Source organism: Brevundimonas sp., assembly GCF_051858995.1.
In the GTDB taxonomy this organism is placed as follows: domain Bacteria; phylum Pseudomonadota; class Alphaproteobacteria; order Caulobacterales; family Caulobacteraceae; genus Brevundimonas.
This window is the reverse complement of record NZ_JBHYGN010000008.1, coordinates 278792-300795: the sequence shown is the minus strand read 5'-3', so window position 1 is coordinate 300795 and position 22004 is coordinate 278792. Positions and strand designations below refer to the sequence as shown.

Genomic DNA, 22004 nt, shown 5'->3' with positions numbered 1-22004 from the left:
ATCTAGGGCCTCGCGCCCAGCGTTCCAAACCGGTTGGTCGCCGCCGCCACGCACTGGCGCAGATAGGCGTCGTGCGACGGCAGGCCGTCCACCCGCGCCTTGATGGCCGCGCGGATCTGCGACAGCCGCAGCCGCAGGTCATCGTCGGACAGGACATCGGCCAGCGGGTGATAACCCTCGGGCATCAGGCCCTGACCGTAGAGGATGGGGAACCAGTTGGTCTCGCGAAACAGCTCGTGGTTCTCGACCATGACCTCGCCCCGGGCGCGGAACAGCTCCAGCTTGGCGGCCAGCGAGTCCGGCACCGGCATGTCGCGACAGTGCCGCCAGAACGGCGTGTCGTCGCGGGTGCTGACCTTGTAGTGGGCGATGATGAAGTCGCGGACGCCCTCGTACTGCTGATCCATCTCGCGATTGAACTGGTCGGCCATGGCGTCGTCCCGGCGCGCGTGCGGGAACAGGGCCAGCAGCTTGGAGATGGCGGTCTGGATCAGGTGGATGCTGGTCGACTCCAGCGGCTCGAGGAAGCCGCTCGACAAGCCGATGGCGGCGACGTTGCCGATCCAACCCTTGCGCCGACGGCCGGTGACGAAGCGCAGTACGCGCGGCTCGGCCTGGGGCGCGCCGTCGAGGCGGCTCAACAGGTCGGCGGTCGCCTGATCCTCGCTGATGAAGGCGTCGCTGAAGACATAGCCATTACCGGTGCGGTGCTGCAGCGGGATGCGCCACTGCCAGCCGCTCTCGTGGGCGGTCGAGCGGGTGTAGGGGACGGGGTTCTCGACCCGCTCGCAGGGCACGGCCACCGCGCGGTTGGCGGGCAGCCACTGCGTCCAGTCATCATAACCCGCCTGCATCTCCTGCTCGATCAGCAGGCCGCGGAAGCCGGAGCAGTCGATGAAGAAGTCGCCCGCGACCTCGCGCCCGTCCGACAGGGTGACCGAGCGGATCAGGCCAGTTTCGCCATCGCGATTGGCGGAAATGATCTTGCCCTCGCGCCGGACCACGCCGCGCTTCTCGGCGTATTTTCGCAGCCAGGCGGCGTAGAGGCTGGCGTCGAACTGGAAGGCGTAGTTGATGCGCGGCATGCCGTCCGCGCCGCCAGGCGGAGTGCGGGCGAAGCGGTTCAGCCGCATGGCCTCGGCCTCGGCGACGAAGTGGTGATTGTCCGGGTCGCCGCCCTCGGCCACCGACCGCAGCCAGTAGTGGCTGAAATTGACCCCGTTCATATCGGCGCCGAACAGGCCGAAGGGGTGCATGTAGGTGTGGCCCAGCCTGCCCCAGTCGACGAACTGGATGCCCAGTTTGAAGGTCGCCTGGGTCTCGCGGATGAACTCGTTCTCGTCGATGCCCAGCAGTTTGTTGAACAGCAGGATGGGCGGGATGGTCGCCTCGCCCACGCCGACGATGCCGATCTCGTCGGACTCGATCAGGGTGATGTTCAGGCTCTGGGTCCCGGCCACCTTGGAGAAGGCGGCGGCGGTCATCCAGCCGGCGGTCCCGCCGCCGACGATGACGATGTCGCGGACGCGATCCGGACGCTCCATCAGCCGGCCCCGAACTCGGTGTCGAGGACGGGCATGAGCTGCACCTCCTCGGCGATGCGGGACAGCAGACCGCGCACCTTGCCCATCTGTTCCTCGACCGGAACCGTATCGACCATGGGGTCGTAGCTGGCCGGGATCAGGCCGTGGCCGATCAGGATCTGGGCCCAGTTCTGCTGCTGGAAGGACTCGTCGTCATACAGGGGCACGCGGCCCCGAGCGGCGAAGACGCGCAAGCGGGCCTGCAGCTTCTCGGGCAGCATCATGTCCCGCGCGCGATCCCAGACCGGCTCATCGAAGCGCTTGTTCAGGGCGTAGTGGGTGATCAGGAAGTCGCGAATGTTGGCCAGATGCGAGGCCATGGCGCGGTTGTAGGCCTCGGCCTCGGGCAGGGCCTCCGCCTCGGCGGGGAACAGGGCGATCAGGTTTGACAGGCCGGTGTGGATCAGGTGCAGCTGGATGGCGTCGAGCGGCTCCAGCGACACCGCCGCCGGGCCGATGGCGATGCAGTTGCCGGTCCAAGGCGGACGGGCGCCGGGATGGAAGTCCTCGACCGCCGCCTCTCCGGTCAGGGGCAGGCCGGTCAGCACCGGCAGGGCGTCCAGCACCGCCTGATCCGACATCGTCCGCGAGTCATAGACGGCGACCAGGGCGGTGCGGTCCTTCAGCGGATAGAGGCCGACCCAGCCCGCCGGGAAGGCCGCGATCTGGCTGAAGGCGGGCAGAGGCTTCAGGCGCGGCGCCTCGGCCACGAGGATGCGGTCGGCGCTGAACCACTGCCGCCAGCTTTCGAACGGGGCGTCCGGCGCGCCCGAGGCGAGGACGGCGGCGGGACCGGAGGCGTCGATGAACAGGTCGGCCTGCACCGTCATCCCGTCGGTCAGCGTCACCGAGACGATGCGATCACCGTCGCGCTGGACCGAGCCCACATCGGCGCCCCGGCCCTCGATCCCGGCCTGAAGCGCGGTCCGGCGCAGCAGGTCGACATAAGCGCGGGCGTCCAGATGGTAGCCCGATGACAGCGGCAGCTCGGCCCGGTCACCGTCGCGGGAAACGGCCGACTTCCCCTGCTTCGCGGCGGCGACGGCCAGCGAGAAATCGTCCAGCTCGACCTTCATCCCCTCGCCCCGGGCCTTCACCCAGAACTGCAGGAAGTCGATGTCGTTCAGGGTGATCCGGTGGGTGTCATAGCCGTGGACGAAGGGCGCCTTGGACTTCGACCAGTTGGCGAAGCGCTGGCCCAGCACCGGCAGGCCGCGCGTGGCCTCCAGCACCGCCGCCTCCTCCAGCCCCAGCAGGCTATGCAGCGCGCCCAGAGAGGGCACGGCGGAATAGACGTCGGCGGGGGTCAGCAGGGACGGCATCTCGACCACCCGCACCTTCACCCCGGTGCGGGCCAGCGCCTTGTGCAGGGCCAGGGCCGACAGCCAGACGGCGGCGTCGCGACCAACGACCAGAACCTGTTCGACGCGAGGTCTCATGGGGGGGCTCATGCGCCCGCTCCCATGGCCTTCAGCGGCGCCTCGCCCGCGCAGTAGTCGCGCACGAAGTCGGCGTGGCTGGGCATGGCGTCGACCCGGTCAGAGATGCGGGTCCGGAGGGCCTCCATCTCTTCCAGCACGGCGGGCAGCGGCAGGCTGTCGGCCATGGGGTGATAGCCGGTCGGCAACACCCCCTGCCCCACGAAGACGCTCAGCCAGCTGGGCGGCGAGAACAGGCCGTCCTTGTACTGGGCGATGTGCCCGCGATGGCCGAACAGGGCCATTTTCTCGCGCAGGGTGTCGGGGACCTCCATCTCGCGACAGTGCCGCCACAGCTCGGAATCCGTGCGGTTGTTCGCCTTGTAGTGGAGGATCAGGAAGTCGCGGACCCGGTCGTACTCATTGTCGACCACCCGGTTGAACTCCTCGGCCAGCACCGGATCGATCGGGCGGCGCGGCAGCAGGTCCAGCAGGGTCAGGACGGCGACCTGGGTGAGGTAGATGCTGGTCGACTCCAGCGGCTCCAGGAAGCCGGACGCCAGCCCCACGGCGATGCAGTTCCTGGTCCAGGAGGCGGTGCGACGACCCGATTTGAAGCGGATCGGCTTGGGATCCATCAGCGGCGCGCCGTCCAGATTGCCCATCAGGCGGGTGATGGCCTCGTCGTCGCTGATGAAGCTGCTGGAATAGACGTAACCGTTGCCGGTGCGGTGTTGCAGCGGGATGCGCCACTGCCAACCCGCCTCCAAGGCGGTGGAGCGGGTGTAAGGGGTGAAGTCCTCCGACCGCTCGGTCGGCACGGCCAGGGCCCGGTCGCAGGGCAGCCAGCGGGTCCAGTCCTCGAACGGCCCGTTCAGCGCCCCGCCGATGATCAGGCCGCGGAAGCCCGAGCAGTCGATGAACAGGTCGCCGGTGATGACCTCGCCGGACTCCAGCACGATGGCGGCGACGTCGCCCGAGGTCGGGTCCAGACGGACCTCCATGACCTTGCCCTCGGTCCGCGTCAGCCCCCGCGCCTCGCACCAGCCACGCAGGTAGCGGGCATAGAGACCGGCGTCGAAATGGTACGCATAGTCGTAGGTCGAGTTGACCGCCGTCTTGTCCGTCGCCGGGAAGTCGAAGCGGTTCCGCCGGCTGGCGGTGATGGCGTAGGAATAGTCGCCGATGTCCGCCGCCCGCCCGGCCAGGCGCGCGCGGGTCCACTGGTGATGGAAGCCGACCCCGCCCAGCGGACGCCCATGGGCGCCAAAGGGGTGGACGTAGGACGAGCCCTTGAAGCCCCAGTCCCGGAACTCGATGCCCAGTTTGAAGGTGGCGTTCGTCTTCCGCATCATGTCGGACTCGACGATGCCGATGCGGTCGTTGAACTCGCGCATCTGCGGCAGGGTGGCCTCGCCGACCCCGACCGTGCCGATGTCGTCGGACTCGACCAGCCGCACCTTCACCTGATCAGGCTTCAACACGCCCACCAGGCCGGCGGCGCTCATCCAGCCGGCGGTGCCGCCGCCCACGATAACGATCTCAAGCGGTTTGTTCACGCGCGGATTCCCCGTCCAGAAACGCGAAACGCGCCGCCCCCGGAGGGACGACGCGTTGCTTGTACCGTGCTTCCGATCAGAACCGGTAGCGCAGGCCCATGACGACCCGACGGTCGGACTTGAGCCAGGCGTTGGGGGTCAGCGTCCCGCCTTGCGACGAGTCGTTGATCTGCTGGAACAGGCGGGTCTCGGTGGACAGCAGGTTGCTGGCCTGCAGGCTGAGCTCGAGGTTGTCGGTCACGACGTAGCGGACCGAGCCATCGAGGAAGCCCGCCGACTCCTGCCAGATCGGCAGGTAGACGCAGCAGTCCACGGCGGTCACGAGGTATTCCGAACGCCAGTTATAGGCCAGACGCAGAGCCCACGGCCCCCGCTCGTACATGCCGACGATGTTGTACTGGTGGTCCGACAGGCCCTCCAGACGATCCACCTGCAGCACGGTGCCCGAGCTGCCCGGCTGGGCCGTCTCGCTGCCCGCGCCGCCCGAAGCGACCTTCAGGTTGGTGTTCTTGACGCCCTGGTTCTCGATGAAGGTGTAGTTGGCCTGCATCCCGAACCCGGCCCACGGTCCGGGCAGGAAGTCGAAGAACTGCTGGTAGGCGAACTCCAGACCACGCACTTCGGCGCCGTCGCCGTTCATCGGACCACGGACCTGGACCGTGCGGGTCACCCCGTTGTTGGTCACATCCAGATTGTACGAGCCGTACTGAATGTAGTTCTGGAAGGTCTTGTAGAAGGCGGTGACGGTGAACGAGCCGGCGTTGCCGAAGTAGTGCTCAATGGCCAGGTCGAACTGGTCGGCCGTGACCGGCTCCAGATACGGGTTGTAGGCGTTGGCCGTATAAGTCGGGTTGACCCCGGTGATCGCCCCACCCGAGTAGACATAGCGCGGGTCGGTCGGGTCGGTGCCCGGCAGGCTGGCCGAGACCTCGACGTAGTTCTTCAGCAGGCCGATATCCGGGCGGGACATGGCGCGCGACGCGGCGAAGCGCATCACCCAGTCTTCGCGGATGTCGAACTTGATGTTGAAGCTCGGCAGCCAGTGGCTGCTGGAGGACTCCGCCGTGCTGCGGACCCCGCCGCCCGAGTTGAAGGCGATTTCATCAGCGGACAGGTAGCAGCCGACGCTGCCCGGGGTCGACGGAACGCCCGGGATCGGCACGACCGGCGTGCAGGCGATGGTGCTGGGCGACAGGGCGATCGGGTAGGACAGCGAGCCCGTGCTGGTGACGTTGGTCTCGACGTAGCGGACGCCGATGTTGCCCGAGAAGGGCGTACCGCCGATGGTGGCGTCATTGCCGCCGAAGCGCAGCATGGCGTAGGCCGCCTTGGTCTCTTCCTGAACATCGTTGAGCTCGTTCGGGCGATAGCAGCCCTCGACCTCGCCGGTGCGCTCGCAGATGGGACGCCACTGGTCCTGACCGACGCCGATCCGGTCGTAGCTCAGCAGATCCGCGGCGTGATCGGCCAGGCGCTCCATGTTGAAGAACACGTAGTCGCCACTGTTCCCGAAGAAGTCGCTGCCGAAGTTGCGCGTCTCGTACAGGCCCGTCGGATAGCCAGCGAAGCCGCCGTTGGCGGTGTGGCGATCGATGTTCCAGAACGTCGACTGACCGCCGCCCAGGTTCCAGTTGTTCGCGACGTTGCCCCAGTTGTAGGCGCTGTAGCGGACGTGCTGGTTGCGATCCGCGTAACGGACGCCGACCCGCAGCGAGTCCAGCCATCCCGAACCGATGTCGTATTCGACGTCGGCGCGCAGGGCCAGTTCGTCACCCTCGCTGTCCTCGCGATGGTCCATCAGGTGGTTGTAGCGGTAATTGTTGGCGTTGGTCAGACCGCCCGCCGACTGGTTGATGTTGGTCGGAGCGCCGAAGCTCATGACCGGACGATCACCCGTGTAGTCCAGCGTCAGGTTGGCGAAGGTGTACTGGCCGACCTCGACGTCGTAGTTCTGGACTTCCGAGTTGATGTACTGGGCGTCGAACTGGGCGCGCAGGCGATCCGAGATGTCCCAGCGGACGTTGATCGCGAAGTCCTCGGTCAGGTTCGAGGTTTCGTTGTAGCGGGTCAGGGCGTTCAGATCGCCGCCACGAACCGGATTGGCGCAGGTCCCCTGCCACGAATAGCAGGGCTCCAGCATGTTGACGCCCTGGTCGTTGACCGCGATGCCCGCGGCTTCGGCGTCGCTGGCCCCCCACCAGAAGGTGTCGGTCTGCTGGATCAGCAGTGTGCCGCTACGGAAGTTGCCTTCGGAGTCAAAGACGTAAGGCGTGCCACCGACGCCCGGCGACGGGTTCCACTGCGAACGGTTGCCGGGGGTGTAGACGAAGTTCACCGGCAGGGAGAACATGTCGGCGTTGTAGCTGACGATGGCGCGTTCCCGCCATTCGTTGGTGAAGTCCGACCGGTTGTACTGGGCGGTGACCATCAGGTCCCGGTCCGGGCTGCGCCACTGACCGGCGAAGGCCAGGCCGTTACGCTTGCGCTCGTAGTCCGTCTGACGATTGCCCACGCTGGACGGGATGTAGCGGTCGCCGGCGCCGTACTCCGGCACGTTCCGGAACACGCCCATGCGACCGTACTGGATGGTCTCGGACTGGGTGTTGACGTCCGAGTAGGCGACGTTGGCGAGGAAGCCGAACTCGCCCATGTCGGTGTCCCAGCGGTCGCTGAAGATCGCCGAAACCTCGGGCGTGTAGTTCTTGGACAGGTCGCCGTAGTTGACCGTCGCCGACATCTGCATCAGCCGGCCCGACGAGTCGAAGGGCACGCGGGTGCGCAGATTGATCGTGCCGGCGATGCCGCCTTCGATCATTTCGGCGGTCTGGTTCTTGTAGGTGTCGACGCCCTGCATCAGCTCGGGCGAGATATCACCCCAGCTCAGGCCGCGGCCCGAGTTGGCGCTGAAGGTGTCGCGGCCGTTGTACTCGGAGCGGACCTGCTGCAGGCCGCGCACCAGAACGCCCGACGGCTCGGCGCCGAAGTGCGAGGTGTCGTCGCTGGCGGCGAAGCGGTTGACGGTGACGCCCGGGACGCGCTGCAGCGCCTCGGCCACCGACTTGTCCGGAAAGGCCCCGATGTCGGTCGCGGTGATCGAGTCGACCACGGTGTCCGCGTTACGGCGGATCTGCTGCGAGGTTTGAAGCGCGCGGCGCTGGCCGGTGACGATGACTTCGCCGAGTTCGGTCGAGTCCTCATCCTGGGCCTGCGGCTGCGCCGCGTCCTGGGCCATGGCGGCCGAGGGCGCCACGGCGGCGACAATGGCGCTCAGCACCAGCGCGGACGCGCCGTACTTCAGGGCGCGCAGCCGTGCGGTGTTGTTGCTCATGTTCATTCCGTCGCCTCCCATGACGGTTCCAGCCGCCAATGGGCGGCTGATCGTGATTGTCCTTGACCGCAGGGCCCAACCCCGGCGGAGAAGTTTCACGGATATTCCGTGATCGTGCCGGCTTTCTCATGCAGCAGAACTGCGCGGACCAGCTGGATCAAGTTGTCTGAATACTTGCGAAAACAGGAGCACTGTTCGCGCTACGTCACAGTGAAACCGTGAAACCGGACCCAACTCCGATCTAGCGCCAAACACCGCGGATGATCCGCGGCTCTGTTCTGGCCCACTGTGCGTGGACCGGTCCTTCCCCCTTCGTTCGCAGTTTCTCGAACTTGCCCCTTTGTAAGGTTCACGGACAAAATAATTCCAATCGCTTTGTGTAACAAGCGAAAGATACTGATTCTACGGGAATTTTTCAGAGAGTAGGCATTTGCAAGCCCCTGATTGATAGTGGCGGCAAGTGGAATCGGTACAAATATTGACGTTAGGGAACCCGTTGACTGAGGAACTGCCGCCCCTGCCCGCCCCCGTCCCCGAGTTCCCCGACGTCGATGCGACCCGGTTCCAGAATGAGGTGCTGGCGGCGGGCCGGCCGGTGGTGTTCCGGGGGCTGGTGAAGGACTGGCCCGTGGTGCGCGCGGGCGCCGATCCCGCCGAACTGGCCGCCTATCTGAAGCGGTTCGACCGGGGTGCGCCACTGGGCGCCCTGTTCGGCCCGCCGGGGATCAACGGCCTGTTCCACTACAACGCCGATCTGAGCGGTTTCAACTTCCGGCAGGGGCAGGTGAAGCTGTCGGGCGCGCTGGACCTGCTGCAAGATTATGCCCGCGAGGCCCAGCCCTCGGCGCTGGCGGTCCAGTCGGTTCCGACGCGGGCGAACCTGCCGGGGTTCGAGGCCGAGAACCCGATGCCGGTGCTGCACAACGCGGTCGAGCCCCGCGTCTGGGTCGGCAACGCCGTCACCGTGGCCGCCCACCACGACCCGTCCGAGAACATCGCCTGCGTGGTGGCGGGCAAGCGTCGCTTCACCCTGTTCCCGCCCGAGCAGGTGGCCAATCTGTACATGGGACCATTCGAGCTGACGCCTGCGGGCGCCGCGATCAGCCTGGTCGATCTCGACCAACCGGACCTCACCCGCTTCCCCCGGTTCGCCGAGGCGATGAAGCATGCGCTGGCGGTGGAGCTGGAGCCGGGGGACGCCCTCTACATCCCGTACATGTGGTGGCACCACGTCCGCTCGACCGAGCGGCTGAACATGCTGGTCAACTACTGGTGGACCCCATCCGACCCCGCGCGTGGACGGCCGCTGGACGCGCTGATGCATGCGATGGTCGCGGTGCGCGACCTGCCCCCGGCCCATCGCGAGGCGTGGCGGACGATGTTCGACCACTATGTCTTCGAGAAGAACGGCCCTGTCGCCGACCACATGCCGCCGCCCGCGCGCGGCATCCAGGGCCTGCTGGACGGCCCGACGGTGCGCGCCATCCGGGCCGCCATCGGACGGACGCTGGGACGCGGGTGAAGGCCGCGGGGAGGTTCGCCCCGCGGCCCTCGCCGTCTCCTAGTCCAGCGCCCTGAAGCGGATCGCCTGACCGCCGCCCGCGCCCATGCGGAGCGTCAGGCTTTCGCCCGCCGTCACCGTCTGCTTCGCGGTCTCGAAGGCATAGGGATTGGTCAGGTAGCTGGCCCCCTCGCCGTCGCGGTAGATCTGGGCCTCATAGCGTTTCCCGGGCGTCAGGAAATCGAGGCTGACCGTCACCTCGCGCGCCTGCTCGTCGGTGACCGCGCCCAGGAACCAGTCCTGTCCGCCGCGCGGCTGGCGCGCCACGACGGTGTAGTCGCCGATCACCGAGTTCAGGGTCCGCGACTGCTCCCAGTCCGTCGGGACGTCGAGGATGAACTGGAAGGCGTCGGGGTGACGCGCATAGTTCTCGGGCAGGTCCGCGGCCATCTGCACCGGGCTGTACAGCACGACATAGAGCGCCAACTGGGTCGCCAGCGTCGACTGCACTCGCTCGTTCACATCGGTCTTGCCGAAGGTCAGGTCGAAGATGCCGGGGGTGTAGTCCATCGGCCCGGCCAGCATCCGCGTGAACGGCAGGATGGTGACATGCTCCGGCGGATTGGTCGGACGGCCCCAGGCGTTGAACTCCTGCCCGCGCGCGCCCTCGCGGCTGATCATGTTCGGATAGGTGCGACGCAGGCCCGTGTCCTTGACCGGTTCGTGGGCGTTCAGGGCGATGTCGTGCTCGGCCGCGGCCAGGGCGGCGCGGACCTCGTGATCCACACGGTACTGACCCGCGAACCACTCGTGCTGCGGCGTGCCGTCCGGGTTGGTCCCGCGCACGATATTGCCGCTGGGCTTCACATAGCCGGTCTTGATCACATGAACGCCGACGCTCTCGTACAGGGCGTAGCCGGCCTCCATCTGGGCCTCGTAGTTCTCGACGGCGCCGCCGGTCTCGTGGTGGCCGATGATGTTGGTGCCGCGCGACTGGGCATAGGCGGCCAAGGCCGGAAGGTCGAAGTCGGGATAGCTTTGGGTGAAGTTGAACTTGTCGCCGTTGGCGACCCAGTCGCCGTCCCAGCCGAGGTTCCAGCCCTCGACCAGCACGCCGTTGAAGCCATGCTCGGCGGCGAAGTCGATGTACTTGCGGACGTTCGCATTGTTGGCGCCGTGGGTCGCCCCGCTGCCCCAGGTCGAGCGGTTCAGGTGCATCTCCCACCAGACGCCGACGTATTTGCCCGGCTCGAACCAGCTGACGTCACCCAGCTTGTTGGGCTCGTTGAGGTTCAGCTCGATGCGCGAGTCCGCCAGTTGCGCCGGAGTCTCGCCGACCAGAACCGTGCGCCAGGGCGTCTGGAACGGGCCGGTGCGACGCACCAGCACCCCGTCCGACCACGGCATCAGATCGGCCTTGAAGCTGTTCTCGCCGACGTGGCGCAGGTTCATGCTGGCGTAGCCGGTCAGCGCCGCCTCGTGCACCGACAGCACCAGACCGTCGCCCTCCAGCGTGAAGGGCGTCTCGGCCAGGGTCACGTCGTTCAGCGGGGCGCGGTGATACAGGTATTCATCGCGCTCGACGCCGCGGGCCGGATACCACCAGGCGTCCCAGCGACCGGCGAAGTTGAACTGGGTCCGCTCGTCGGTGATCGCCACCGGCTCATCGGCCGCCAGCCCCTTCACGTCGTAACGGAAGCCGAAGCCGTCATCGAAGACGCGCACGACCAGATCGTAGGGGACGGCGCCGCCCTCCCCGGCCAGCGACAGACGCAGTTCATTGTGGTGGTCGCGGATCAGCCGCTGCTCGCCCCACGGCTGCTCCCAGGTCGCGTCATGGCTGTCGCGGGCGACAGCGGCGACGCGGGTCGCCGGCGCGTCCGACTTGCCCTGCATCACCAGCCCCAGCTGCGAGGCGGTGATCACCGGACGTCCGGCGCGGGTCACGTCATAGGTGGCGCCCGTCGGGCCGACGTTGACGCAGAAGGTCAGGGCTTCGGACGGCGAAGACACGCATTCGCGCCCCTCGGCCAGGGCGGGCGCGGCGGCGCCCAGGGCAACGAGCATCGCCGTGGTGGTGAGCCAGTGCTTCATCTTGATTGTCTCCCGGTGAAGCGGTCTTGACCGGAATCCGGCGCCGCCTTTGTCGCCCCTATCCGACCGGACGCCCCCCGACTGTCAAGGCGAGAGCGGCGTTCCGTAACGCTTGGTGTTCGAGGCGGGCGCATTGTCACCTTCCCGCCCGACCGCCGCAGCCCTATCCCTGAGAACGGGAGGAACCACCATGATCAAAACCCTGCTGACGGCCGTCGCGGCCCTATCTGTCTTCACAGCGAGCGCTGCCGCGGCCGAGACGCCGGTCGAACGGCACGGCCAGTTGAGGGTCGAGAACGGGCGGGTGGTCGACCAGCACGGGCAGCCGGTGACCCTGCGCGGCATGTCCCTGTTCTGGAGCCAGTGGAAGCCGCAGTTCTACAACGCCGAGGCCATCGACTGGCTGGTGGACGACTGGAAGGTGACCGTGGTGCGCGCGGCCATCGCCGTGCCCGAGGGCGGCTATCTGGAGCATCCGGAGCGGGAGACGGCCAGGGCCGAGGCGGTGATCGAGGCCGCCATCGCCCAGGGCATCTATGTCATCGTCGACTGGCACGCTCACGACCCCGAGCCGGAAGCGGCCCGCCGCTTCTTCGCCCACATCGCCGAGAAGTACGGCGACCGGCCGAACGTGATCTACGAGACCTACAATGAGCCCCTGCCCCGGCATGACTGGGCCGGGGTGGTGAAGCCCTATCATCTGGCGGTCATTCCCAGCATCCGCGCGCACGACCCGGACAATCTGATCGTCGCGGGCACCCCCAGTTGGTCGCAGGATGTCGAGGTCGCCGCCGCCGATCCGCTGCCGTTCAGCAACGTCGCCTACACCCTGCATTTCTACGCGGGCACGCACCGGCAGGAGCTGCGCGACAAGGCCCTGCTGGCGATGCAGCGGGGCGCGGCCCTGTTCGTCACGGAATGGGGAACCACCGAGGCCAGCGGCGACGGGCCGGTCGATGAGGCCGAGACCCGCCTGTGGTGGGCCTTCATGGAAGAGCACGGCATCAGCCACGCCAACTGGTCGCTGAACGACAAGGACGAAACCTCGGCCGCCCTGCGTCCGGGCGCCCCGGCGCATGGCCACTGGACCCGGGATCAACTGACCGAATCCGGACGGCTGGTCCGGGATCGTCTCAGGGAGATGAACGACGCCCGGTGATCCGGGCGCCGCTCTCTCAGGCCCTTATTGGGCCGGGCAGACCGTATCGTTCTCGTTGGAGGCCAGGCGGATCTCCGACACCGAGACGGTAAAGGTCCCCGAGGTGCCCAGCTGGAACGGCGTCTCGACGCCGGCCAGATTGGCGCCCGCCTCGCCGAAGCAGGACAGGCGGATCTTCACCGACTGCCACTCGCCGACCGGGGCGGTGTTGAACAGCGAGGTCAGGTTCACGTCGCCGCCCTGCAGGTTCAGCGAGACCGTCGAGGACGGACGCGCATCGACGCGGTAGCGGAAGCTCAGCGCCATCTCGCCATTGGACTGACGGGTCAGGTCCACCGCGCTGCCCCAGATCTGGGCGTCGCCATGGCCCGAGCCGTTCCAGCGGAACTGACGGGCGCTTTCCTGGGCGCGGTCGTCGACCACGGCGGCCTCGATGGCGCCGCGAGGGCTGACGCCGCCCAGACCCAGGGTCGGCTTGGCCTGACCGCCGGCGTCGTTCAGCAGCAGGGCCCAGGGCGAAACGAACTGGCCGCCGACGAAGTAGCGATCGACCACCGAGGTCTCGCCGCTGACGCCCGAGTTCTCCGACAGGGTCGGGACCGAGGCGTTGCGGGCGTAGGTCAGGCCGTAGCCGTAGGCGAACAGCGGATCATAGCCCGCCTGGCCACGGTTCAACGGCGCGCCCGTGGCGTCCTTGGGCCACGAGAAGGACAGGGCGCCGCGGAAGTCGTGGCGCGGCTTGCCGTCACGCTGGCCGATCAGGACGTCGGCGATGCCCGCGCCCTCGGTGCCCGGCAGCCAGGCGGCGACGAAGGCGTCCGACTGGTTCAATTCCGGGTTCACCCACATCGGACGGCCCGACAGGAAGACGGCCACGGTCGGAATGCCCGCCGCCTTCAGGCGACGCAGGGTCTCCAGCGGCTCAGTCGGCACGAAGTCGAGGGTGTCCACATCGCCCTGGAACTCGGCGTAGGGCGTCTCGCCGAAGACGACGATGACCACGTCCGGCTTCTGGCTGAAGGAGCCGTCGGCGCTCAGGGTCGCCGTGCCGCCGCCTTCGCTGACGGCTTCGTTGATGCCGCTCCAGATCGACTGGCCGTTCGGGAAGTCGGCATTGGTGTTACCGGTGCCCTGCCAGGTCAGGGTCCAGCCGCCCGAGGCCTGACCGATGTCGTCGGCGGCGGTTCCGGCCACCAGCACGCGGGCGCCCGAACGGATCGGCAGCACCGAGCCTTCGTTCTTCAGCAGCACCAGCGACTCGCGCACGGCCTCGCGGGCCAGGGCGCGGTGGGCGGGCGAACCGAGGTGTTCGAAGCGGCCCTCGACCTCATAGGGCGAGGCGAACAGACCGGCCTTGACCTTGGCGCGCAGGATGCGGGTCACGGCCTCGTCCAGACGGGCCATGCTGATCTCGCCCGAGCGGACCTGGGCCAGGGTGTTCTCGTATAGCGGCTTCCAGCTGTCCGGAGCCATGAACATATCGATGCCGGCGTTGAAAGCCGAGGCGCAGCTTTCGTTCGAGCAGCCCGGCAGCTGGCCGTGGGCGTTCCAGTCGGAGACCACGAAGCCGTCGAAGCCCAGCGGGCCGTGCAGGACGTCGCGCAGGATGGTCGGGTTGCCCGAGTGCTTGAAGCCGTTCCAGCTGGAGAAGCTGGCCATCACCGACAGGACGCCCGCGTCGATCGCCTGGACGTAGCCGCCCAGATGGATGTCCACCAGCTCCTGCTCGGTGCCGATGAAGTCGCCCTGGTCCTTGCCGTTGTTGGTGCCGCCGTCAGCGAGGAAGTGCTTGGCCGAACCGGCGATGTGGCCCGGAAGCAGCGGATGGTCGGGCGACAGCTCGCCCTGCAGGCCCAGGGTCATCGGACCGGCATAGCTGCGCTGGACTTCCGGGTCCTCGGCGTAGCCTTCGTAGGCGCGGCCCCAGCGGTCGTCGCGCGGCACGGCCAGGGTCGGGCCGAAGGTCCAGTCGGCGCCGGTCACGGCGACTTCCAGGGCGGTCGCCTCGCCGATGCGGCGGATCAGGTCGGGGTTGCGCGCGGCGCCCAGGCCGATGTTGTGCGGGAAGATGGTGGCGCCGACGACGTTGTTGTGACCGTGCACGGCGTCAATGCCGTAGATCAGCGGCACGCGGGCGCCCGGACGGGCGGCGGCGGCGGCGCGGAAGGCGCGGGCCAGATCCACCCACGCCTGCGGCGAGGCCCGCTCATCCCCGCCCGGCGAGGAGTTGCCGCCCGCCAGGATCGAGCCCAGCGGATAGGTCAGCAGGTCTTCCGGCTTGATCGAGGCGATGTCGGCCTGGATCGTCTGGCCCACCTTTTCCTCGACCGTCAGGCGCGACAGCAGCTCGGCGACGAAGGCCTCGGTGCGGGCGTCGCTCATCGCGTCGGGCGACGAGGCGTGCGGCCAGTTCGCTGGATTGGCGCGAGCGGCCTCGGGCACCGGCGGCAGATTGTCCTGGGCGAAGGCGGGCTGGGCCGCCATGGCGAGCGTCAGCGCGAGAACGGAAACGGTAAGGCGCATTGGTATCCCCCGGGGAGTTTCTTTTGGACGAGACCGCGGGCGGCCACGCTGTCCGCGCCGGGATTCGGGCGGACGTTACCGCTATCTATCAAGGACGGCGGGCTGTCTTGGCAAATCACGGTGTCTTTCCGCCCTGCGACAGAATGAACTTGCACGTTCCACCGTTACAGCATAATGGAACGCGCCATGACGATCCCCCCCGCCCGCAACGCGCTGTATGACGCCCTGCTGACCCTCAAGTCGCGGGACGAGGTCGACGCCTTTCTGGCCGACCTGTGCACGCCCGCCGAACTACGCGCCTTCGCCGAGCGCTGGGAGGTGGCCCGCCTGCTGGACGCCGGGGGGAAGTCGTATCGCGAGATCGCCGCCGAGGCGCAGGCCAGCCCGACCACCGTCGTGCGGGTCGCCCGGTTCCTTAAAGAAATGCCGCATCAGGGCTACCGCCTGGTGCTGGACAGACTGAAAGCCTGAGTTGAGATCATGAGTACCGTTGAGGGCCGGCTTCGCATCGCCGTCCAGAAATCCGGCCGCCTGTCCGAACGCAGCCTCGACCTGGTGCGGGACGCGGGCCTGCGCGTGGTGAAGGGCAACAACGACCTGCTCTATCGGGTCGAGAACTATCCCATCGACCTGCTGCGGGTGCGCGACGACGACATTCCGACCTTCGTCGCCGACGGGGTCTGCGATCTGGGCATCGTGGGCGAGAACGTGCTGGAGGAAGGCCGCAACGGCGGGCCGGTGGCCCAGGTGGTCATGCCGCTGGGCTTCGGGCGCTGCACGCTGAAGATCGCCGTGCCGCCGACGCTGGACTATGCCGGACCGGCCTCGCTGGACGGCAAGCGGATCGCCACCTCCTATCCGCGCGTGCTGCGCCGCTGGCTCGAGACGCAGGGCGTCAGCGCTGACATCGTCACCATGCGCGGCGCCGTAGAGGTCGCCCCCCGGCTGAAGCTGGCTCATGCCATCTGCGATCTGGTCTCCACCGGCGCGACCATCGAGGCCAACGGCCTGTCGGCGCGCGACACGGTGTTGGAGTCGCAGGCGGTGCTGATCCGCTCGCCCGTCGCGCCGGAGCCCCAGCTGGCCGAACTGCTGGACAGCATCATTGAGCGGATGAGCGGCGTCGTAGCCTCGCAGGGCGCCAAATACGTCATGCTGAACGCGCCCCGGGCGGCGCTGGACCAGATCACCGCCATCCTGCCGGGCGCGGGCGCGCCGACGGTCATGCCCCTGTCGGGCCGTGACGACGCCGTGGCCGTCCACGCCGTCTGTCAGGAAGCCGTCTTCTGGGAGACGCTGGAGAAGCTGAAGGGCGTCGGCGCCTCGGCCATTCTGGTCCTCCCCATCGAGAAGATGATGTGATGCGCCTCATCGACTGGTCTTCCCTTGACGCCGCCGGACGCCGCGAGGCCCTGGCCCGCCCGGCCCGCCGCCATGACGCGCAGGTCACCGACGGCGTGCGCGGCATCTTCGACGACGTGCGCGAACGGGGCGGCGCCGCCGTCACCGACTGGAGCCTGAAGCTGGACGGCGCCGCGCCGCGCCGCATCGCCGTCACCGATCAGGTCGTGGCCGACGCCCGCGCCGCCCTGCCGCCCGCCGCCACCCGCGCCCTGAAGATCGCCGCCGAAAACGTCCGCATCTTCCATCAGGCGACCCGCCCGGAGACCGGCGACTGGGTCGAGACGCGCCCGGGCGTGCGCTCGCGGATCGCGTGGCGGCCGCTGGGCTCGGCGGGCCTCTATGTGCCGGGCGGGACCGCGCCCCTGTTCTCGTCCCTGCTGATGCTGGCCATTCCGGCGGGCGTGGCAGGGGTCGAACGGCGCGTGGCCGTCACCCCGCCGTCGAAGGACGGCCAGCCCCACCCGGCCATGATCGTCGCCGCCGCTGAAGCCGGTCTGGACGACCTGTGGCTGATTGGCGGGGCGCAGGCCATCGCCGCCCTGACGTTCGGCGCGACCTTTGATGACGGCGAGATCGCGCCGGTCGACAAGCTGTTCGGCCCCGGCAACGCCTGGGTCGCCGAGGCCAAGAAGCAAGCCTCCGCCCTGCCCGGCGGCCCCGCCGTGGACATGCCGGCCGGACCGTCGGAGCTTCTGGTCATCGCCGACCGGGACGCCGACGCCGTGGCCGCCGCCGCCGACCTGCTGAGCCAGGCCGAACACGACGCCGACGCCCAGGTGCTGCTGGTGTCAGAGAGCAAGGGCCTGATCGACGCCGTGCTGGAGGAGGTCGAGAAGCAGCTGGAGACCCTGCCGCGCGCCGACATCGCCCGCGCCGCCCTGGCCAACGGACGCGTCATCCGGGTGAAGACTCTGGCCGAGGCCTGTGAGGTCTCCAACCTGTACGGCCCCGAGCACCTGGCCATTCAGACGCTGGACGCCGATGCCTGGGTGGACCGGATCACCGCCGCGGGCGCCGTCTTCGTCGGTCCCTACGCCGCAGAGACCCTCGGCGACTACGCCGCCGGGCCCAGCCACGTCCTGCCCACCGACGGCGCCGCGCGCACCATGGGCGGCATCACCACCGCCAGCTTCATGACTTCGATGTCCATCCAGTGCGTGACCGCCGCCGGCGCCGCCGGACTGGCCCCGGTGGCGGCCCAACTGGCCCGGATGGAGGGGCTGGAGGCCCACGCCCGCGCAGCGGATTTGAGGTCGGGCCAATGAAGAACCTGCCCGCGCCCTTCGCGCCGCTGGTCGCCGGCGGCGAAGGACTGGATCGCTACCCCGCCCGCCCCTCCGCCCTCGCCGCCCGCATGGGCGAGGTCTATGGCCTGCCCGCCGATCAGGTGCTGCCGGTGCGCGGCCTGACCCATGGGCTGGAGCTGGTCTTCCGCCTCGCCGCACGGGACGGCCTGACCGTCGAGGCGCCGGACGCCGAGCCTTATCGCGCCCTGGCCGCCCTCTATCGTCCCGGAACCGGCGCCACCGGCGCCGTCATCCTGCGCGCCCTCGGCTCGCCCGAGGCCGTGGCCGAGATGGCCGCGCGGGTCGCCCCGGCCCTGCTGGTCGTGGACGAGGGCATGGCCGAATACGCCGACGCCGCCTTCGCCGCCGAAGCCATTTCGGACCAGCCCAATCTGATCGTCCTGCGCAGCCTGTCGATGGCCTATGGCCTCGCCGGCGCCCGCGTCGGCGCGGCGCTGGGACAGCCGGAGGCCCTGGCGCGGCTGGCCTCGGTGCTGGAGCCCTACGCGTTGCCGGAAGTGTCGGTGCGGCTGGCGCTGCAGGCGCTGGATCCGTCCCGTCTGATCGAGACGAAGGAACGCCTCGCCGCCGTGCGCCGCGAGCGGGAACGGCTGACCAAGGCCCTGTCGCGCGAGATGACCATAGAGCCCGGCTTTGGTCCGGTGCTGATGGCCCGCCCCGCCCATCCGGACGCGGTGCTGACCGCCCTGACCCGCTATGGCGTGGTCGCGGAGAAGGCGGGCGACCGCCTGCGCCTGCCGGTCTCGGCCAGGGCGGAGATCAACGACCGCCTGCTGATCGCGCTGAACCTCGCTCCGGCCAAGGCCCGCGCCAATCGCACCGGTCAGGCCGTGCGCGACACCAAGGAGACCCGCATCGTCTGCGCGGTCGATCTGGACGCGACCGGCCCTGTCATCATCTCCACCGGCGTCGGCTTCTTCGATCACATGCTGGAGCAGATCGCGGCGCACGGGGGCTTCTCCCTGACCCTATCGTGCGAGGGCGACCTGCAGACCGATCCGCACCACACCATCGAGGACAGCGCCATCGCCCTGGGTCAGGCGCTGAAACAGGCGCTGGGCGAGCGGCGCGGCATCGCCCGCTACGGCTTCGTCCTGGCCATGGACGAGGCCGAGGCCCACGTCGCCATCGACCTGTCGGGTCGGCCCTATCCGCTGTTCGAGGGCGCGTTCGCCACGCCTTTCATCGGCGAGTATCGCACCGACCTGACGGCCCACGTCTTCCGCTCGCTGGCCGAGGCGATGGGCGCCGCCGTCCACATCAAGGTCACTGGCGACGACGACCACCACAAGACCGAGGCCGCCTACAAGGGCTTCGGCCGCGCCCTGCGTCAGGCCATCCGCATTGAGGGCGAGGCCGTTCCCAGCACCAAGGGCGTGCTGTGAAGTCCGTCACCGTCCTCACCTATGGCGCGGGCAATGTCGCCTCGGTGCAGTTCGCGCTGGAGCGGTTGGGCGCCGCCGTGCGCCTGACCAGCGATCCGGACGACGTCAGCGAGGCCGAGCGGCTGATCCTGCCCGGCGTCGGCCAGGCGGGCTATGCCATGCGCCGTCTGGACGCCTTGGGCCTGACCGAGGCCATCCGCGCCTTCCCCCGCCCCCTGCTGGGCGTCTGTCTGGGCCAACAGTTGCTGTTCAACGACAGCGACGAAGGCGGCGGCACGCCCCTGCTGGGCCTGATCCCCGGACGGGTGGCCAGGCTGGAGCCCGGTCCAACCCTGCCAGTGCCGCACATGGGTTGGTCGCGGCTGGAGGTGGCGCAGGCCGATCCGCTACTCGACGGCGTCGGCGACGACGCCTGGGCCTATTTCGTGCACGGCTTCGTCTGCCCGGACGGCCCGGCGACACTGGCCCGCGCCGACTACGGCGGCGTGGTCCCCGCGGTCGTGCGGCAGGCCAACCGCTGGGGCTGCCAATTCCACCCGGAACGCTCGGCCAAGGCGGGCGCCCGCATCCTGAAGAACTTCCTGGAGCTGGACGCATGATCGTCTATCCGGCCATCGATCTGCGCGGCGGCGTCTGCGTGCGCCTGATGCACGGCAAGTTCGATCAGGCGACCCACTATGACGACGCCCCGGCCAAGCGGCTGGCGGCCTTCCGCGCATCCGGCGCGACCTGGGCGCACATCGTCGATCTGGACGGTGCCGAGGCCGGGCAGGCGGTGCAGCACGATCTGATCGGCGAACTGGCCGCCGCCATCGACATTCGCATCCAGTCCGGCGGCGGGGTGCGCAGCGCCGACGACGTCGTCCGCCTGCTGGACGCGGGAGTCAGCCGGGTCGTGGTCGGCTCGCTGGCCGTGACCCAGCCGGACGAGGTGCTGGGCTGGCTTGAGCGGTTCGGCGTCGATCACATCACCCTGGCCATCGACGTGAAGGCGGACGGCGACCGCTATATCCCGGCCCTGAAGGGCTGGACCCAGGCGGCGGAGGTCGATCTGTGGGCCGCGCTGGACCGTTATCCGGTCGGGACGGCGAAGCACCTGCTGGTCACCGACGTGGGCCGCGACGGCGCCCTGACCGGGCCGAACCTCGACCTGCTGGCCGAAATCCACCAGCGCCGTCCCGACCTGTGGCTGCAGGCTTCAGGCGGGGTGGCCGAGGTCGGCGACCTGACCGCCGCCCGCTCGGTCGGAGCCTCCGGCGCCATCATCGGGCGCGCCCTGTACGAAGGCCGGTTCACGCTGGAGCAGGCGCTGGAGACCGCCCGCGCATGACCGCCCGCCGTATTATCCCCTGTCTCGACGTGAAGGACGGGCGGGTCGTGAAGGGCGTTCGCTTCGAGGGCCACCGCGACATGGGCGACGCCGCCGAACTGGCCGCCCGCTATCGCGATCAGGGCGCCGACGAACTGGTCTTCTACGACATCACCGCCAGCCCGCAGGGCCGGACGCTGGACTATGGCTGGGTGCGCGACATCGCCCGGCTGCTGGACATCCCCTTCTGCGTCGCGGGCGGCATCCGCTCGGTCGAACAGGCCGCGCTCTGCCTCGATCACGGGGCGGACAAGGTGTCGATCAACTCCCCCGCCCTCGAGCGGCCCGAACTGATCGCCGAGATGGCCGACCGGCTGGGCTCGCAGTGCGTGGTGGTGGGCGTGGACTCCAAACGCGCCGGCGACGACTGGGTTGTGCACCAGTACACCGGTGACGCCGCCGCCAGCCGGGGCTCGGGCCGTCGCACCATGGACTGGATCGTTGAGGCGCAAAGGCTCGGCGCCGGTGAGATCGTGCTGAACTGCATGGACGAGGACGGGGTCCGCAAGGGCTATGACATCGCCCAGCTGGCCGAGGCCCGGTCCCGCCTGACCATCCCGTTGGTCGCCTCGGGCGGCGCCGGCTCGTCCGAGCATTTCCGCGACGTGTTCGAACAGGCTGACGTCTCGGGCGCCCTGGCCGCCAGCGTCTTCCACACCGGGGTTCTCCCCATCCCCGAGCTCAAGAGCTTCCTGATCCAATCCGGCATCGAGGTGCGACCATGATCGACGTGAACACCCTCGACTTCGCCAAGGGCGACGGCCTGATCCCGGTTGTGGTGCAGGACGCCGCGACCCTCCAGGTGCTGACCCTCGCCTATATGGACCGCGCCGCCTTCGACGAGACGGTGGACAGTGGCGAGGCGACCTTCTTCTCGCGCTCGCGCGGCGCGCGTTGGCGCAAGGGCGAGACCTCGGGCGACCGGCTGCACGTCGTCTCCATCACCCCAGACTGCGACAGCGACGCCCTCGTACTGAAGGTCCGCCCCGTCGGCAACGCCTGCCACCTGAACCGTGTCAGTTGCTTCGGCGACGAGGACGCGCCGGGCGTCGGCCGTCTGGCCCGGCTGGAACAGACCATCGCCGTCCGCGCTGCGGCCGACCCGACCGAGAGCTGGACCGCCCGTCTGCTGGCCGAGGGGCCCAAGCGGGTGGCGCAGAAGGTCGGCGAGGAAGGCGTCGAAACGGCCCTGGCCGGAGCCGCCGGACCGGACGAGGAACTGGCGTCGGAAGCCGCCGACCTGATCTATCACCTGCTTGTCCTGCTGCACGCGCGCGGCCTGGGGTTGCAGGACGTTCTGGACGTGCTGGCGGCGCGGGCGGCGAAGACCAGTCACTGAACCGTGATGGACGAGGGTGGGCGGGCAAGGCTAAG

At 68.8% G+C, this 22004-nt stretch carries 16 protein-coding genes; 10 read left to right on the top strand and 6 right to left on the bottom strand.

The window, feature by feature from the left end; genetic code table 11:
- Nucleotides 1-2: 2 nt before the first annotated feature.
- The 4 genes from ACTIEF_RS08985 to ACTIEF_RS08970 all read right to left on the bottom strand — a co-directional run bounded on the left by ACTIEF_RS08985 (nt 3) and on the right by ACTIEF_RS08970 (nt 7888).
- Nucleotides 3-1544, bottom strand: coding sequence for a tryptophan halogenase family protein (locus tag ACTIEF_RS08985; protein ID WP_439471793.1), 1542 nt, complete (start codon nt 1542-1544; stop codon nt 3-5).
- Nucleotides 1544-3034 (bottom strand): tryptophan 7-halogenase, encoded by a 1491-nt coding sequence (locus tag ACTIEF_RS08980; RefSeq protein WP_439471792.1) that lies wholly within the window; start codon nt 3032-3034, stop codon nt 1544-1546. Before ACTIEF_RS08980 ends, ACTIEF_RS08985 begins: the two co-directional genes overlap by 1 nt.
- Complete coding sequence (locus tag ACTIEF_RS08975; RefSeq protein ID WP_439471791.1) at nt 3031-4560, bottom strand: tryptophan halogenase family protein; 1530 nt, start codon at nt 4558-4560, stop codon at nt 3031-3033. The genes ACTIEF_RS08980 and ACTIEF_RS08975 overlap by 4 nt, the downstream gene beginning before the upstream one ends.
- A gap of 76 nt (nt 4561-4636) precedes the next feature.
- Nucleotides 4637-7888 carry a TonB-dependent receptor gene (locus tag ACTIEF_RS08970; RefSeq protein WP_439471790.1) on the bottom strand — a complete coding sequence of 1084 codons (3252 nt, stop codon included), beginning with the start codon at nt 7886-7888 and terminating at the stop codon, nt 4637-4639.
- 496 nt (nt 7889-8384) lie between these two features.
- Between ACTIEF_RS08970 and ACTIEF_RS08965 the strand changes: the two genes are divergently transcribed.
- Nucleotides 8385-9410: a cupin-like domain-containing protein gene (locus tag ACTIEF_RS08965; protein WP_439471789.1), complete on the top strand. Its 1026-nt coding sequence runs from the start codon at nt 8385-8387 to the stop codon at nt 9408-9410.
- A 39-nt stretch (nt 9411-9449) separates the two neighbouring features.
- On the opposite strand, the gene ACTIEF_RS08960 is transcribed toward ACTIEF_RS08965, so the two are convergent.
- On the bottom strand, nt 9450-11483 hold the full coding sequence (locus ACTIEF_RS08960; RefSeq protein WP_439471788.1) for a glycoside hydrolase family 97 protein: 2034 nt from the start codon (nt 11481-11483) through the stop codon (nt 9450-9452).
- Nucleotides 11484-11673: 190 nt separating this feature from the next.
- Here ACTIEF_RS08960 and ACTIEF_RS08955 point away from each other — a divergent pair, with 190 nt between their 5' ends.
- Nucleotides 11674-12642 (top strand): glycoside hydrolase family 5 protein, encoded by a 969-nt coding sequence (locus ACTIEF_RS08955; protein ID WP_439471787.1) that lies wholly within the window; start codon nt 11674-11676, stop codon nt 12640-12642.
- 24 nt (nt 12643-12666) lie between these two features.
- Here the strand turns inward: ACTIEF_RS08955 and ACTIEF_RS08950 are convergent, their stop codons facing one another.
- A complete protein-coding gene (locus ACTIEF_RS08950) occupies nt 12667-15165 on the bottom strand; it encodes a glycoside hydrolase family 3 protein (RefSeq protein ID WP_439471786.1) in 2499 nt (832 codons plus the stop codon).
- A gap of 186 nt (nt 15166-15351) precedes the next feature.
- On the opposite strand from ACTIEF_RS08950, the gene ACTIEF_RS08945 reads away from it, so the two are divergent.
- Genes ACTIEF_RS08945 through hisIE form a run of 8 tightly spaced genes read left to right on the top strand, consistent with a single transcriptional unit; the run spans nt 15352 to nt 21969 of the window.
- Nucleotides 15352-15636, top strand: coding sequence for a YerC/YecD family TrpR-related protein (locus tag ACTIEF_RS08945; RefSeq protein WP_376862326.1), 285 nt, complete (start codon nt 15352-15354; stop codon nt 15634-15636).
- Between the two features lie 9 nt (nt 15637-15645).
- Nucleotides 15646-16527: an ATP phosphoribosyltransferase gene (gene hisG, locus ACTIEF_RS08940; protein ID WP_439471785.1), complete on the top strand. Its 882-nt coding sequence runs from the start codon at nt 15646-15648 to the stop codon at nt 16525-16527.
- A complete protein-coding gene (gene hisD, locus ACTIEF_RS08935) occupies nt 16527-17834 on the top strand; it encodes a histidinol dehydrogenase (RefSeq protein ID WP_439471784.1) in 1308 nt (435 codons plus the stop codon). The genes hisG and hisD overlap by 1 nt, the downstream gene beginning before the upstream one ends.
- Nucleotides 17831-19261: an imidazoleglycerol-phosphate dehydratase HisB gene (gene hisB / locus ACTIEF_RS08930; RefSeq protein WP_439471783.1), complete on the top strand. Its 1431-nt coding sequence runs from the start codon at nt 17831-17833 to the stop codon at nt 19259-19261. The genes hisD and hisB overlap by 4 nt, the downstream gene beginning before the upstream one ends.
- Nucleotides 19258-19860, top strand: coding sequence for an imidazole glycerol phosphate synthase subunit HisH (hisH, locus tag ACTIEF_RS08925; RefSeq protein WP_439471782.1), 603 nt, complete (start codon nt 19258-19260; stop codon nt 19858-19860). The genes hisB and hisH overlap by 4 nt, the downstream gene beginning before the upstream one ends.
- Nucleotides 19857-20591 (top strand): 1-(5-phosphoribosyl)-5-[(5-phosphoribosylamino)methylideneamino]imidazole-4-carboxamide isomerase, encoded by a 735-nt coding sequence (gene hisA / locus ACTIEF_RS08920; RefSeq protein WP_439471781.1) that lies wholly within the window; start codon nt 19857-19859, stop codon nt 20589-20591. Before hisH ends, hisA begins: the two co-directional genes overlap by 4 nt.
- Nucleotides 20588-21355 (top strand): imidazole glycerol phosphate synthase subunit HisF, encoded by a 768-nt coding sequence (gene hisF / locus ACTIEF_RS08915; protein WP_439471780.1) that lies wholly within the window; start codon nt 20588-20590, stop codon nt 21353-21355. The genes hisA and hisF overlap by 4 nt, the downstream gene beginning before the upstream one ends.
- Nucleotides 21352-21969, top strand: a complete 618-nt coding sequence (gene hisIE, locus ACTIEF_RS08910) for a bifunctional phosphoribosyl-AMP cyclohydrolase/phosphoribosyl-ATP diphosphatase HisIE (protein ID WP_439471779.1) — start codon at nt 21352-21354, stop codon at nt 21967-21969. The genes hisF and hisIE overlap by 4 nt, the downstream gene beginning before the upstream one ends.
- Nucleotides 21970-22004: the final 35 nt, after the last annotated feature.